General features: G+C 71.3%; 11 protein-coding genes and 1 pseudogene. 8 read left to right on the plus strand and 4 right to left on the minus strand.

What is annotated here, in order from left to right; all coding sequences use genetic code 11:
- Positions 1 to 41 precede the first annotated feature (41 nt).
- The 4 genes and pseudogenes from leuS to holA all read left to right on the plus strand — a co-directional run bounded on the left by leuS (position 42) and on the right by holA (position 6927).
- The gene (gene leuS, locus ACIPEP_RS16135; RefSeq protein ID WP_402717820.1) at positions 42 to 2654 is read left to right on the plus strand and encodes a leucine--tRNA ligase; all 2613 of its coding nucleotides are present in this window, start codon (positions 42 to 44) and stop codon (positions 2652 to 2654) included.
- Between the two features lie 413 nt (positions 2655 to 3067).
- Complete coding sequence (locus ACIPEP_RS16140) at positions 3068 to 3538, plus strand: helix-hairpin-helix domain-containing protein (protein WP_402717821.1); 471 nt, start codon at positions 3068 to 3070, stop codon at positions 3536 to 3538.
- Between the two features lie 702 nt (positions 3539 to 4240).
- A pseudogene (locus ACIPEP_RS16145) lies at positions 4241 to 5518 on the plus strand (ComEC/Rec2 family competence protein); the annotation flags it as partial.
- 389 nt (positions 5519 to 5907) lie between these two features.
- Complete coding sequence (gene holA, locus ACIPEP_RS16150; protein WP_071294815.1) at positions 5908 to 6927, plus strand: DNA polymerase III subunit delta; 1020 nt, start codon at positions 5908 to 5910, stop codon at positions 6925 to 6927.
- Positions 6928 to 7144: 217 nt separating this feature from the next.
- Here the strand turns inward: holA and rpsT are convergent, their stop codons facing one another.
- A complete protein-coding gene (gene rpsT / locus ACIPEP_RS16155; RefSeq protein ID WP_070418682.1) occupies positions 7145 to 7405 on the minus strand; it encodes a 30S ribosomal protein S20 in 261 nt (86 codons plus the stop codon).
- A gap of 191 nt (positions 7406 to 7596) precedes the next feature.
- On the opposite strand from rpsT, the gene ACIPEP_RS16160 reads away from it, so the two are divergent.
- Positions 7597 to 8781, plus strand: coding sequence for a pyridoxal phosphate-dependent aminotransferase (locus ACIPEP_RS16160; protein ID WP_071294874.1), 1185 nt, complete (start codon positions 7597 to 7599; stop codon positions 8779 to 8781).
- Between the two features lie 70 nt (positions 8782 to 8851).
- The gene (lepA, locus tag ACIPEP_RS16165) at positions 8852 to 10699 is read left to right on the plus strand and encodes a translation elongation factor 4 (RefSeq protein WP_070418683.1); all 1848 of its coding nucleotides are present in this window, start codon (positions 8852 to 8854) and stop codon (positions 10697 to 10699) included.
- A gap of 9 nt (positions 10700 to 10708) precedes the next feature.
- Here the strand turns inward: lepA and ACIPEP_RS16170 are convergent, their stop codons facing one another.
- Positions 10709 to 11197 carry a hypothetical protein gene (locus ACIPEP_RS16170; RefSeq protein ID WP_071294817.1) on the minus strand — a complete coding sequence of 163 codons (489 nt, stop codon included), beginning with the start codon at positions 11195 to 11197 and terminating at the stop codon, positions 10709 to 10711.
- 133 nt (positions 11198 to 11330) lie between these two features.
- On the opposite strand from ACIPEP_RS16170, the gene ACIPEP_RS16175 reads away from it, so the two are divergent.
- Complete coding sequence (locus tag ACIPEP_RS16175) at positions 11331 to 11978, plus strand: DUF1990 family protein (RefSeq protein WP_070418685.1); 648 nt, start codon at positions 11331 to 11333, stop codon at positions 11976 to 11978.
- Between the two features lie 10 nt (positions 11979 to 11988).
- Here the strand turns inward: ACIPEP_RS16175 and ACIPEP_RS16180 are convergent, their stop codons facing one another.
- A complete protein-coding gene (locus tag ACIPEP_RS16180) occupies positions 11989 to 12699 on the minus strand; it encodes an HAD family hydrolase (RefSeq protein WP_402717822.1) in 711 nt (236 codons plus the stop codon).
- A gap of 28 nt (positions 12700 to 12727) precedes the next feature.
- Here ACIPEP_RS16180 and hemW point away from each other — a divergent pair, with 28 nt between their 5' ends.
- Positions 12728 to 13945 (plus strand): radical SAM family heme chaperone HemW, encoded by a 1218-nt coding sequence (gene hemW / locus ACIPEP_RS16185; protein WP_402717823.1) that lies wholly within the window; start codon positions 12728 to 12730, stop codon positions 13943 to 13945.
- Between the two features lies 1 nt (position 13946).
- Here the strand turns inward: hemW and ACIPEP_RS16190 are convergent, their stop codons facing one another.
- A complete protein-coding gene (locus tag ACIPEP_RS16190) occupies positions 13947 to 14336 on the minus strand; it encodes a DUF4870 domain-containing protein (protein ID WP_070418687.1) in 390 nt (129 codons plus the stop codon).
- Positions 14337 to 14441 lie beyond the last annotated feature (105 nt).

The following is a 14441-nucleotide window of genomic DNA, read 5'->3' on the forward strand; positions in this document are numbered from 1 at the left end:
ACTCCGGTGCGGTGATCCGTTCCTCCAGGCTTATATCCTTGATGACCGGAGCGCGTCCGACGGACGTGATCCGTGCCTCCAGACTGAATGAGAGTTCCGTGACCACCGAGCCGTACCCCGAGGACCCGAACGCCTACGACTTCCGTCGTCTGCAGGAGAAGTGGCAGCCGCGCTGGGGGGAGCTCGGGCTCTTCACGACCGACCTCGACGACACGCGTCCGCGGAAGTACATCCTCGAGATGTTCCCGTACCCGTCCGGCGACCTGCACATGGGGCACGCCGAGAACTGGGCGCTCGGCGACTTCGTGGCGCGGTACTGGCGGCAGCAGGGCTTCAACGTGCTGCACCCGATCGGCTGGGACTCGTTCGGGCTGCCGGCCGAGAACGCGGCGATCAAGCGCGGGGTCGACCCGAAGGACTGGACCTACGCGAACATCGAGCAGCAGAAGGCGTCGTTCAAGCGCTACGCGCCGTCGTTCGACTGGACCACCGAGATCCACACCTCGGACCCCGAGTACTACAAGTGGAACCAGTGGCTGTTCCTGAAGATGTACGAGAAGGGGCTGGCCTACCGCAAGGACAGCTGGGTCAACTGGGACCCGGTGGACCAGACCGTCCTCGCGAACGAGCAGGTGCTGCCGGACGGCACCTCGGACCGCTCCGGTGCCGTCGTGGTCAAGAAGAAGCTGACGCAGTGGTACTTCAAGATCACCGAGTACGCGGACCGGCTGCTCGACGACCTCAACCAGCTCGAGGGCCGGTGGCCGGCGAAGGTCATCGCGCAGCAGCGGAACTGGATCGGCCGCTCGGTCGGCGCGGACGTCGACTTCGTGATCGAGGGCCGCGACGAGCCCGTCACGGTGTTCACCACGCGTCCGGACACGATCCACGGGGTGACGTTCCTCGTGGTGGCGCCGGATTCTGACCTGGCTGCTGCGCTGGTGGCTGACGCATCCGTGTCGGACGACGTCCTGGCTGCGTTCGACGCATACCTCGTCGCCACGCAGAAGACCTCCGAGATCGACCGGCAGAACGCGGACCGCCCGAAGACCGGTGTGCCGCTCGGCCGTTCCGCGATCCACCCGCTGACGGGGGAGCGCCTGCCGATCTGGGCCGCCGACTACGTGCTGGCCGACTACGGTCACGGCGCGGTCATGGCCGTCCCGGCGCACGACCAGCGCGACCTCGACTTCGCGCGGGCGTTCGACCTGCCGGTGAAGGTCGTCGTCGACACGAACGCCGCGGTGACCGGGGCGATCCCGGTGATCCCCGAGGGTGCCTCGCTCGAGGACCTGCCCGCGCTCGACCCGGTGTCGACGGGTGAGGCCCTGACCGGCACCGGTCGGATGATCAACTCCGGCCCGCTCGACGGCATGTCCAAGCAGCACGCGATCACCGCGGCGATCTCCCTGCTCGAGGAGCGCGGCACCGGACGTGCCGCCAAGACCTACCGTCTTCGCGACTGGCTCATCTCGCGCCAGCGCTTCTGGGGCACCCCGATCCCGATCATCCACGGTGCCGACGGCACCGAGCACCCGGTGCCGATGGACCAGCTGCCCGTCCGGCTGCCCGACACCGAGGGGCTCGACCTCAAGCCGAAGGGCACCTCGCCGCTCGGTGGCGCGACCGACTGGGTGAACGTGCCGAACCCGGTGGACGGCACCCCCGCGCTCCGCGACACCGACACGATGGACACCTTCGTCGACTCGTCGTGGTACTTCCTGCGCTTCCTGGCGGCGAACGACGACACGCAGGCGTTCGACCCCGCCGTCGCGCGCAAGTGGGCCCCGGTCGACCAGTACATCGGCGGCATCGAGCACGCGATCCTGCACCTGCTGTACGCGCGCTTCGTGACCAAGGTGCTGTTCGACCTCGGCTACCTCGACTTCACCGAGCCGTTCTCGGCGCTGCTCAACCAGGGCATGGTGCTGTCCGGCGGCTCGAAGATGTCGAAGTCGAAGGGTGGCGTCTCGCTCGGTGACGAGCTCGACGCGAACGGTGTCGACGCGATCCGCCTGGTGATGGGCTTCGCCGGGCCTCCAGAGGACGACATCAACTGGGAGGACGTCTCCCCGTCCGCCTCGGCCCGCTTCCTCGCCCGTGCCTACCGGCTGGCGCTCGACGTCACGTCGTCGCCGGACGTCGTGTGGGCGGACGGCGACCGCGCCCTGCGGCAGGTCACGCACCGGTTCCTGGCCGATGCGCCGGGGATGATGGAGTCGTTCAAGTTCAACGTCGTGATCGCGCGGCTCATGGACCTGGTGAACGTCACCCGCAAGGCGATCGACAACGGTCCGGGCGCGGCTGACCCCGCCGTCCGCGAGGCCGTCGAGACCATCGCGCTCGGCCTGAGCGTCTTCGCGCCGTACACCGGCGAGGAGATGTGGGAGAAGCTGGGCTACGAGGCCACCGTCGCCACGTACGGCTGGCGGAAGGCCGACCCGACGCTGCTCGTGCAGGAGTCGCTGACCGCGGTCGTGCAGGTCAACGGCAAGGTGCGCGACTCGTTCGAGGTGTCGAAGTCGATCGAGCCGTCGGAGCTGGAGGCGCTCGCACGGGCGTCGGCGAACGTCCAGCGGTACATCGGGGACCGCGAGATCGTGAAGGTGATCGTGCGGGCGCCGAAGCTCGTGAACATCGCGATCAAGGGGTAGCGCGCCGTTCGTCCTCCACAGGTGGGGCTGGAGGACGGTCGTCCACCGATCGTCGTTGCGGGGTCCGGCCGGGTGGTCGGGCTCCGTAGCGTGCGGGCATGTCGTCTGGTGATGGTGGAGCCACGGAACCGTCCGGCGGGGCTGGGGCGGTTTCGGCGGGTGGGTCTGCGCGGTCGTGGGGCGCTGGGCTGGCGTTGTCGCCGCGGACGGCGGTCCTGCTGGCAGGGCTCGTCGTCCTGGTCGCCGGGGTCGTGGTGGCGGTCGGGTCGTGGTCGGGTTCGTCATCGTCATCGTCATCGTCTGCGGGCGGTGCGGGCGACGGTCCGCTGTCGGTGGCGGGCGCTCCGTCGGCGGTGCCGTCCCGTTCTCCGGGTGGGGGTTCTCCGTCCTCGTCGGCGACCCCGCTCGTGGTCGTGCACGTCGTCGGGGCGGTGGCACGTCCGGGCATCGTGACGCTGCCCGGGGGCAGCCGTGTGTCCGACGCGGTCGAGCGGTCCGGGAGCGCTCGTGACGACGCGGACCTGGCTCGGCTGAACCTCGCGCGGGTGCTGGTGGACGGCGAGCGGTTGTACGTGCCGAAGGTGGGGGAGACGGACATCCCGGCAGCGCTCGACGGCTCGAGCGGGAGCGGTGGCGGCGGTGCTGGAGCCGGGTCGGATGGTGCCGGTGGTGGTGCCGGGTCTGCCGTCGATGCCGTCGTCGACCTCAACACGGCCGATCAGACCCTGCTCGAGACCCTGCCCGGGATCGGGCCGTCGCTCGCGGGCCGGATCCTCGCGTGGCGCGACGAGCACGGACGGTTCGCCGCCGTCGAGGACCTGCTCGACGTCAGCGGCATCGGTGACGTCCGGTTCGCGGAGCTCCGCGACCGCGTGCGGGTCTGATCGGGGCCGGCGGTGGCGGTCGACCTCGCTCCAAGCGTGCGGGACCTGCGAGTGGCCGGTCCCGCGACGGCCGCGTGGGTGTGTGCGGCCGTGCTGGTCGGGGTACCGGGCAGCGCAGGGTGGTTCGGGCTCGTCGGCGCGGCCGTCGCGTGTGGCGGCATCGCGTGGCTGGTGGTGGGGTGTCAGCGGCGGGCTCTGGGCGTCGTGGGACTCGTGGTGGCGTCGGCCGCGTTCTGCACCACGGTGGCGGTCGCCGTGGTGGCCGGCGACGACCGGCGGAGCCCTGCCGTCCTCGACGGTGTCCGGACGGTCGCCGTGGAGATCGTGCTCGACCGGGACCTCGCGGCGGGTGACCGGTCGGTGCTCGGGACCCTGGTGACCGCGGAGGACGTCGACGGGCTGCGCGTGCCGGTTCGGGTCGTCCCCACGGCGCGCGGCGCGGGCGGGGCTGTCGCCGCGGGGAGTCGGGTACACGGGGTGGCGACGCTCGAAGCGGACGAGCCGGGGAGCACGACGTCGTTCGTGGTGTTCCTGCGCGGTGAGGTCCGGACCGAGCCGACGACGGGACTCCTCGCGGCCACCGATCGGGCACGCCGAGCGTTCGTGTCCGCGAGCGCGACCCTGCCGGAACCCGGAGCCTCGTTGTTGCGCGGTCTGGCGATCGGCGACCGGAGCGGACTCGACCCCGCGACCGAGGCCGCGATGGAGACCTCGGCGCTCACCCACCTGACCGCCGTGTCCGGCGCGAACTGCGCGGTGATCGTGGGACTCGTGGTCGTGCTGGGGCGGGCCGTCGGCCTCCCGCGAGCGGGTCGGGCGGTGGTGGCGATCGCGCTCCTGCTGGCGTTCGTCGTGCTGGTCCGTCCGGACCCCTCGATCGTGCGGGCGACCGTGATGGCGGTGGTCGTGCTCGTGGTGCACCTCACGGGACGTCCGGTGCGTGGGGTCCCGCTGATCGCCCTCGCCGTGGTCGGGATGCTCGTCGTCGACCCCTGGTACGCCCGGTCGTTCGCGTTCACCCTGTCGGTGCTCGCGACGAGTGGGATCGTGGTCCTCGGTCCGCCGCTGACGGCGCTGTTCGCACGACGGATGTGGACGCCGGTGGCGGCAGCGCTCGCGATCCCCGTCGCGGCGCAGCTCGCCTGCTGGCCGGTCACGATCCCGTTGTCGGCCACGTTCCCGACCTACGCGGTCCCGGCGAACCTGCTGACCGAGCCGCTCGCGCCGATCGTGACGGTGGTCGGGCTCGCCGCGTGCCTGACCGCGCCGCTGTGGCCGTGGGGCGGTTCGGTGCTCGCTGCGGTGGCGTGGGCACCCGCCAGCGCGATCGGAGGCGTCGCGCACGGAGCGGCTGCGCTCCCGTACGCCGCCGCGCCCTGGCCAGCCGGCGTGCTCGGGGTGGTCGGCGCTGCCGTCGTGAGCGCCTCGGTCGTGGTGGCGGTCCTCGCGCCCCGAGCGGTCCGCTTCCGCCTGCTCCTCGCCGCGTGCACGGTCGCAGCGGTCGGGATCGTGTCCGTCGCCGTGCCCCGACTCGTCGTGCCCGCGGGGCTGCCCGGCGACTGGGCCGTCGCCGCGTGCGACGTGGGACAGGGCGACGCGGTGCTCGTCCGCGGCGGGAGCGGCACCGCACTGGTGGACGTCGGCGACGATCCGGAGCGACTCAGCGCCTGCCTGGACCTCCTCGGCGTCGACCGGGTCGACCTGCTCGTGCTGACGCACTTCGACCGGGACCACGTCGGTGCGGTCGCGTCGGTCGCGGACCGTGTGACGACCGCGCTCGTCGGGCCGACGGGTCGGGCCGAGGACGAGCGCGTCCTCCGGTCACTCGTCGACGCGGGCATCGACGTCCGCACGGCCGACGACACGACGTCGGGCACGCTCGGGCCGCTCCGGTGGCAGGTGCTGTGGCCGCGGTCGGGTGCGCGGGACGCCGGCAACGACGCGAGTCTGGTCTTCCGCACGGAACCCGGGCCGGGCTGCACGTCGTGTGTCAGCGGGCTGTTCCTCGGAGACCTGGGGGAGACCGCGCAGCGACGGCTCCGCGGTGTCCTGGCGACCCAGGCCGACACCGGGGCGCAGGCCCTGCCCGGGACCACGATCGAGGTCGTGAAGGTGGCGCACCACGGTTCGGCCGACCAGGATCCGGTGCTCTACCGCGAGACCGCGGCCGCGGTGGGGCTCATCGGCGTCGGTGCGGACAACACGTACGGCCACCCGACCCGCTCGGCGCTGGACGTGCTCGAGGCGGCGGGCACCCGCGCGTACCGGACCGACCAGCAGGGGACCGTGGTCGTCGGACGGGAAGGACCCGACGCCCTCCGGGTGTGGACGGAGCGTTCGGCGTCAGCGGTCGCCCGTAGGATCGAGGCATGGCCGCCAAGAAGCCCGTCCGCGCCGCAGCGAAGATCGACCAGGTGCCCTGGTCGGGCATCCGCCCTGCGCCGGTGGTGCTCGTCACGGGGCCCGAGACCTTCCTCGCCGAGCGAGCGAGCAGCGTCCTGCGTGACCTGCTCCTGGGCGAGGACCCCGCGCTCGAGGTGCACGACCTCGAAGCCGACCAGTACGCTCCCGGCCTCCTCGCCACGCTCGCGAGTCCGTCCCTGTTCGGCGAGCCCCGGTTGGTCCGGGTCACCAACGTCGAGAAGTGCACCGACGCGTTCATCACCGAGACGATCTCGTACCTCGGTGCCCCGGCGGACGACGTCACGCTCGTGCTGCGCCACGGCGGGGGAGTGCGCGGCAAGAAGCTGCTCGACACGATCCGCAGCGGTGTCGGCGGGGGCGTCGAGGTGCAGTGCGACGAGCTCAAGCGCGAGACCGACCGGATCGACTTCGTCACGGCGGAGTTCCGCGCTGCCCGACGGAAGATCGCGCCCTCGGCGGTGCGCACCCTCGTCGCGGCGTTCGCGGACGACCTGGCCGAGCTCGCGGCCGCGTGCCGGCAGCTCCTCGCGGACGAGGCAGCCGAGATCACGGACAAGGTCGTCGACAAGTACTACGGCGGCCGTGTCGAGACGAACGCGTTCAAGGTCGCCGACATCGCACTCGCCGGCCGTTCGGCGCCGGCGATAGTCGAGTTGCGGCACGCGCTCTCCACGGGCGAGGCTCCGGTGCCGATCGTGGCGGCGTTCGCGTCGAAGATCCGCACGATGGCGAAGGTCAGTGCCTTCCGCGGGCCGAGCGGTCAGGCCGCCTCGGCACTCGGCATGGCGCCGTGGCAGGTGCAGCGGGCGCAGCGTGACGTCGCGGGGTGGAGCGAGTCCGGGCTCGCGAACGCGATCATCAGCATCGCCGAGGCCGACACCGCGGTGAAGGGTGGCTCGCGCGATGCGCACTACGCGCTCGAGGTCATGGTCCGCACCATTGCCCGGCGCGGCGAGGCGCGCTGAGGCGAGCCGCGCCTCCCGAACTGCGCACGCGACGCGAGTCGGAGGGCACCGCACGCTCGTTGCGACGTTCTGCGTGTCGATCGACGCGCAGCATGTCGAAACGCGCGTGTCACGCCGCCAGGCGCCGCGCGCCCGGCGCCGTGCGCCGCGCCCCATGCACGCGAACAGGCCCCGCACCGAACGGTGCGGGGCCTGTTCGACCAGAAGGGTCAGTGCGTCAGAGCGACGCGACCTTCTTCGCGATGGCCGACTTGCGGTTCGCGGCCTGGTTCTTGTGGATGACGCCCTTGCTCACGGCCTTGTCGAGCTTCTTCGACGCGAGGGTCAGGGCCGCGACGGCCTTGTCCTTGTCGCCGGCGACGACGGCTTCGTTCGTGTGACGGATGACCGTCTTGAGCTCCGAACGGTAGGCCTTGTTGCGCTCCTGGGCCTTGAGGTTGGTCTTGATGCGCTTCATCTGCGACTTGATGTTCGCCATGCGTGTTGCTCCTTGATCGTCTCTACGGGTGGTCGCGACCGCTGGGTAGAGGGGCCCTTGGTCGCATCGCGTTCCACCCGTGGGCGGGGAACGCGGAAGCCAGCCACCAACATTACCAGGCCGGAGCGTCTGGACCAAAGCACCGAAACGCCGAAACCGTGCCGCAACAACCGTTCGCTACCGTGACGAGCATGCCATCGCTCGCGCCCCGCATCGAGACCGTCCCCGCCTCCGGCATCCGCCGCGTGTTCGAGCAAGCCGCCCGCATGCAGGCCGAGCAGACGGACCAGGCGACCGGGACGGACATCGCGATGCTCGTCATCGGCGAACCCGACGTGCCCGTCGCGGCGCACATCGGCGAGGCCGCCCGGCGCGCCTGGACCGAGGACCGCACCGACTACACCCCGAACGGCGGCATCGCCCCGCTGCGGGAGGCCATCCGCGACAAGCTCCGCCGCGAGAACCGGATCGAGGTCGACGTCGAGCAGATCTGGATGACGATCGGCGCGACGCAGGCGCTCTTCCAGGCGATGACCCTCGTGCTGAGCCCCGGCGACGAGGTCCTCGTGCCGGACCCCGGCTACACGACCTTCACGATGAACGCCCACATCATCGGAGCGACCCCGGTGCCGTACCGGCTCGAGCCGCAGCACGGGTTCGAGCCCGACCTGCAGGCCCTCGAGGCGAGCATCACCGAGCGGACCCGGGCCCTCGTCGTGAACTCGCCGTCGAACCCGCTCGGCTCGGTGTTCGGCGAGCAGACCCTCCGCGACCTGCTCGCCCTGGCGAAGCGGCACGACCTCTGGGTGATCAGCGACGAGGTCTACGAGTACTTCACCTACGGCACCCGCCACGTCAGCCTGGCGAGCCTCGACGAGGACGACCGTGTCTTCACCGCCTTCTCGCTGAGCAAGACCTACGCGATGACGGGCGTCCGTGTCGGGTACCTCGTCACGCCGAAGGGACTCGGCCCGACGATGCGGACGACCCAGGAGGCGATGATCAGCTGCGTCGCCGAACCCGACCAGTGGGCGGCCCTCGCGGCGATCGTGGGGGACCACTCCGCCGTGCAGGACGCCCGCGAGCACTACCGCGCCAACCTCGGCGTCGCGAAGGAGGTGCTCGACGCCGCCGGCATCCACTACCTCGACCCGCGGGGCGCCTTCTACCTGTGGATCGACATGTCCCACGCCTCGCAGGGCGACGTCGCGGAGTGGGCGCTCGGGTTCCTCCAGCGGGAGCGGGTCGCCGTGGCGCCGGGGAGCGCGTTCGGGCGGACCGGCGAGGGCTGGATCCGCGTCTGCCTCGCGGCGACGCCCGCGGACCTGCGCCGCGGACTGGGTGCGCTGCCGGCGCCGGAGCACGCCGTGGTCTGACGGGACGTGCGCGCCGCCGCCGCGCGGACGTGGGACAATCGTTCGACCGTCCGACCCACCCCGAGGAACCGTGAGCCCACAAGCATCCGCGCCGCTCGAGCCCGCCTCGACCCCGGCCGACGCGATCCGCAACTTCTGCATCATCGCGCACATCGACCACGGCAAGTCCACGCTGGCCGACCGCATGCTGCAGATCACCGGCATCGTCGAGGACCGCGCCATGCGTGCGCAGTACCTCGACCGCATGGACATCGAGCGCGAGCGCGGCATCACGATCAAGTCCCAGGCGGTGCGCATGCCGTGGGAGCTCGACGGGCAGACGTACGCCCTCAACATGATCGACACGCCCGGTCACGTGGACTTCTCGTACGAGGTGTCCCGGTCGCTCGCGGCGTGCGAGGGAGCGATCCTCCTGGTCGACGCGGCGCAGGGCATCGAGGCCCAGACGCTCGCCAACCTCTACCTGGCGCTCGAGAACGACCTCGAGATCATCCCGGTCCTCAACAAGATCGACCTGCCGGCGGCCGAGCCGGAGAAGTACGCGGCCGAGCTCGCGCAGCTCATCGGCGGCTCGCCGAACGACGTCCTGCGCGTGTCCGGCAAGACCGGCGTGGGCGTCGCCGAGCTGCTCGACCGGGTCGTCGGCTCCGTGCCGGCCCCCGTGGGCGACGTGGACGCTCCGCCCCGCGCGATGATCTTCGACTCGGTCTACGACAGCTACCGCGGCGTCGTGACCTACGTGCGGATGGTGGACGGCACGATCCACCCGCGCGAGAAGGTCCAGATGATGTCGACCAAGTCGACGCACGAGATCCTCGAGATCGGGGTGTCCGCGCCCGAGCCGAAGCCGACGAAGGGCCTCTCCGTCGGCGAGGTCGGTTACCTCATCACCGGGGTGAAGGACGTCCGCCAGTCGAAGGTCGGCGACACGGTCACGACGGCGCAGAAGCCCGCGACCGAGGCGCTGGCCGGGTACACCGACCCGAAGCCGATGGTGTTCTCGGGCCTGTACCCGATCGACGGCTCGGACTACCCGGACCTCCGTGAGGCGCTCGACAAGCTCAAGCTGTCCGACGCCGCCCTCGTGTACGAGCCGGAGACGTCGGTGGCGCTCGGCTTCGGCTTCCGCTGCGGCTTCCTCGGCCTGCTCCACCTCGAGATCATCACCGAGCGCCTCAGCCGCGAGTTCGGGCTCGACCTCATCACCACGGCCCCGAGCGTGATCTACGAGGTCACGAACGAGGACAACACCGTGACCGAGGTCACGAACCCGTCCGAGTTCCCCGGCGGTCGCATCGTCGAGGTCCGCGAGCCGATGGTCCGTGCGGCCATCCTCGCGCCGAAGGACTACGTGGGCGCGATCATGGAGCTGTGCCAGTCGCGCCGCGGATCGCTGCTCGGCATGGAGTACCTCGGCGAGGACCGCGTCGAGATCCGGTACGAGATGCCCCTCGGCGAGATCGTCTTCGACTTCTTCGACCAGCTGAAGAGCAAGACCCAGGGCTACGCATCGCTCGACTACGAGCCCACGGGGGACCAGGCGGCCGACCTCGTGAAGGTCGACATCCTGCTCCAGGGCGAGCAGGTCGACGCGTTCAGCGCGATCGTGCACCGCGACAAGGCGTACGCCTACGGCACGCTGATGACCGAGCGCCTGCGCAAGCTCATCCCGCGCCAGCAGTTCGAGGTCCCGATCCAGGCCGCCATCGGCGCCCGGATCATCGCCCGCGAGAGCATCCGGGCGATGCGCAAGGACGTCCTCGCGAAGTGCTACGGCGGTGACATCACCCGCAAGCGCAAGCTCCTCGAGAAGCAGAAGGAGGGCAAGAAGCGCATGAAGATGGTGGGTCGCGTCGAGGTCCCGCAGGAAGCCTTCATCGCGGCGCTCTCCGGCGACGTCGAAGAGAAGAAGAAGTAGCGGAGCGCGTCAGACGCGGCGGGCGCGAGCCCGCAACGCTGCCAGGCCCAGTGCCGGGAGGCTCGCAGCGGCCAGTCCTGCGAGTGCGGTCCGCAGGATGACGAGTCCGGCAGCCGTGTCGTAGTCGGCCTGCGCCGCCGCGGCGAACCCGGCCACGACCGACCCGACCACCATCGCCAGCGTGCAGAACCCGAGCACGTAGGGCAGCCGGCGTGCCGAGTGTCGGCGCACCGCGAGCACGAGCGTCACCCCGAACAGGAGCACTCCCGCTCCGGCGCTGCATGCCCCGAACGCGGCGATGGCGTTCGCGGTGTCGAACACGTCGACGTCCCCCGGCGGCGTCGTGACGTACCGGGAGGGAGCGCCGAGGCCGGCCGTCGCCCACTCGACCGCGGCCCGTGCCGTCGCCGCCAGTCCGAACGCCGCGAGCGTCAGGACGGCGAACGCGGCCGTCGTGCGGTCGACGGACCGCGCGCGAGCGAGGGGGGAGCGGGGCACGCACCCACGATAGGGGCGTGTCGGACGGGTGGCGGGCCTCCAGTTCGGGGCGCGCGGAAAGCGGACCGCCGGTTGCGCACCCGAGGACGACTCGGTTCGATCCGGGGGACGAGTCCCCAGTACAGTGGGCCGCATGAGTACCCGCGGGAGCTACCGGACCGCCCTGACGTACGGAGCCGTGGGTGCGACCCAGGCGCCGGACCTCATGACGTACCCGCCGGAGGGGTTCGCCCCGTCCGAGTCGCGCTCCCGGATCGGCCACGGCGACCAGCGCTTCGAGACCGCGGTGACCCAGGCCCTGACCTGGCAGATCCAGGAGCGCAGCGGGATCCGCGTGCACGTCGAGGAACAGCCCGACGACGACGAGGTCCGCTACAACCCGGTGACCTTCGACGAGGACGGCGTGCCGATCGCCCCGGCCTCGATCGGGACGCCCCGGGTGGAGAAGTTCGCCCCGGACGGCACGCCGCTCGTGACGGCGGGGACGAGCGCGACGCTGACGATGCACGCGTTCGGCCAGACGGTGCAGGCACCGGTCCGGGTCGTGTCGATCATCGACGAGACCGACCGCAAGGGCTTCGCGTACGGCACGCTCGAGGGGCACCCGCTCTCGGGCGAGGAGTCCTTCGTCGTCGAGCGGACCCCGGACGGCTCGGTGTGGTTGCAGATCCGGCAGTTCTCGCAGCCGTCGAGCCGGAAGTGGCAGTTCGTGGCCCCGTTGCTCCGCCGCCAGCAGCGCGTGATGGCGCAGAAGTACCTCGAGGCGCTCCGCGGCGACTAGGTCTGCTCGGCTAGGAGCCCTCGCCGACCGGTCGGAGCGGCGGCAGCGCCGCGATGGCGTCCTCGATCAGCGACGCGTCGTCGACGCAGTTCCGGGCGATCGTCACGGCACCCGTGGCGCGGAGCGCGTCGACGTCGAACACCCCGGTCGCCACCGCGAGGAACGGGATCCCGACGGCCTCGGCCGCCTCGCCGTCCCGCGGGGTGTCCCCGACGATGACGGCCCGGGTGCCCGCGAGTGCCTCGGCAGCACGCGCGGTCACCCCGCTGCGCTCGACCTCGGCGTCCCCGAAGTACGAGTGCTCCCAGTCGAAGGCGTCCACGTCGAACCCGGCGCCCTGCAGCTTCACGCGGGCGCGGTAGGGGGAGTTGCCGGTCAGCAGGCCGTTGCGCCAGCCGAGCTCGGCGAACCGTCGGACGAGGGCGATCGCGCCCGGAGCCGGGCTCCGGTGGTCGCCGGACACGTGCCGTTCCTCGGTCAGGTCGTGCAGGTGGCGGCTCACGGTGGGGATGAGCGAGTCGTCCAGGTCGTGGGCCCGGACGTGCTCGGCGATGAGCCCGGCGTCGGTGCGGCCGTGCTGGTGTCCGACGCGGAGGACGAGGTCGCGACCCACCGCCCGCTCGAGCGCGAGGTGGTAGAGGTTGCCCGGCGAGGAGGCGTTCATCACGAGGGTGCCGTCGATGTCCCACAGCACCGTGGTGGGGACGGGGTGGTGCTCCATGTCTCCATCATGACGGACAATGGAGTCCATGCCGAGTGCTCTCCCGATCGCCGATCCCGCACCAGCGGACGGGCTGCTCTCGCCTGCGGCGTCCGCGGGTGACGTCCCGTTCGGCGTCTACGTGCACGTGCCGTTCTGCCGCGTGCGGTGCGGCTACTGCGACTTCAACACCTACACGGCGTCCGAGCTCCGCGGGGTCCGGCGGGACGACTACGCCGGCCACGCCGTGCAGGAGATCCGTTTCGCGGCGGACGTCCTCGACCGCTCCGGGGTCCCGCGGCGCCCGGTGTCGACGGTGTTCTTCGGCGGGGGCACGCCGACGATGCTGCCGGCGTCCGACCTCGTGATGATCCTGCGGGCGATCGACGAGACCTGGGGCATCCTGCCCGGGGCCGAGGTCACGACCGAGGCGAACCCGGACTCCGTCGACGAGTCGTCCCTGGCGACGCTGCGCGCCGGTGGGTTCACCCGTGTGAGCTACGGCATGCAGTCCGCGGTGCCGCACGTGCTCGCGACGCTCGACCGGACGCACGACCCCGAGCGCGTGCCGCTCGTCGTGGACGCCGCGAAGCAGCAGGGGCTCGACGTCTCGCTCGACCTCATCTACTCGACGCCGGGCGAGTCCCTCGACGACTGGCGCACATCGCTGGACGCGGCCCTGGCGTGTGCGCCCGACCACGTCTCGGCGTACTCGCTCATCGTCGAGGACGGCACCGCGATGGGCCGGATGGTCGCACGCGGCGAGCTGCCGGCGCCGGACGACGACCTCGCGGCGGACATGTACGAGTTGGCCGACCAGGTCCTCGGCGACGCCGGGTACTCCTGGTACGAGGTCTCGAACTGGTCCCGCGGCGACCACCACGCGAGCCGGCACAACCTGTCCTACTGGAAGGGCCACGACTGGTGGGGCGTCGGCCCGGGCGCGCACTCCGCGGTCGCCGGCACCCGCTGGTGGAACGTGAAGCACCCGGCCGCGTACGCGAACCGGGTGCTGCAGGGCGAGTCGCCCGCGGCCGGCCGCGAGACCCTCGACGACGAGACCCGGTACGTCGAGCGCGTGCTGCTCGCGGCGCGGGTCCGCGGTGAGCTGGCGACGAGCGAGCTGGGCCAGGAGGCACGGGGCCGCGTCGCCGGCCTCATCGCACGTGGTCTCGTGGACGGGTCGGCCGCGGTGCGGGGACGGATCGAGTTGACCCTGCGGGGTCGCCTGCTCGCGGACGCGGTGGTCCGCGAGCTGCTCGACTGAGCTACTGCTTGATGAACTCGATCGAGAGCGGGTAGCGGTAGAACTGCCCGCGGTTGGCGGCGACGGCGGCCATGATCCCGAAGATGATCGTCAGGATCCCGATCACCGGCAGGAGCACCGCGCCGATCAGCACGATGGTCAAGAGGCCCGCGGCGACGTAGGCGATCGCCATCGTGATGTGGAAGTTCAGCGCCACGCGCGTGTGCTCGCGGATGAAGCCGCCGCGATCACGCAGGACGAGGTAGGCCACGAGCGGCGCGACGAAGTTGAAGAAGATCCCGCCGATGTGCGTGAGCGTGGCCCAGAGGCGCTGGTCCTCGGGCGACATCGGCTGGGGCGGCTGGTACCCGCCCGGGAACTGGGGGCCACCGGGCTGCTGTCCGTAGGTCATGGCGGAAGCGTACTGGCAGGCGTGTGGAGAAGTCCCGGTCCGTCGGTGGTCGGGCGTAGGATCAGCAGTCGACACGTCCGAGTGCCAGATCGAGTGGAAGGGGTC

The sequence above is a fragment of the Curtobacterium sp. NPDC087082 genome (genome assembly GCF_044745045.1).
Classification (GTDB): domain Bacteria; phylum Actinomycetota; class Actinomycetes; order Actinomycetales; family Microbacteriaceae; genus Curtobacterium.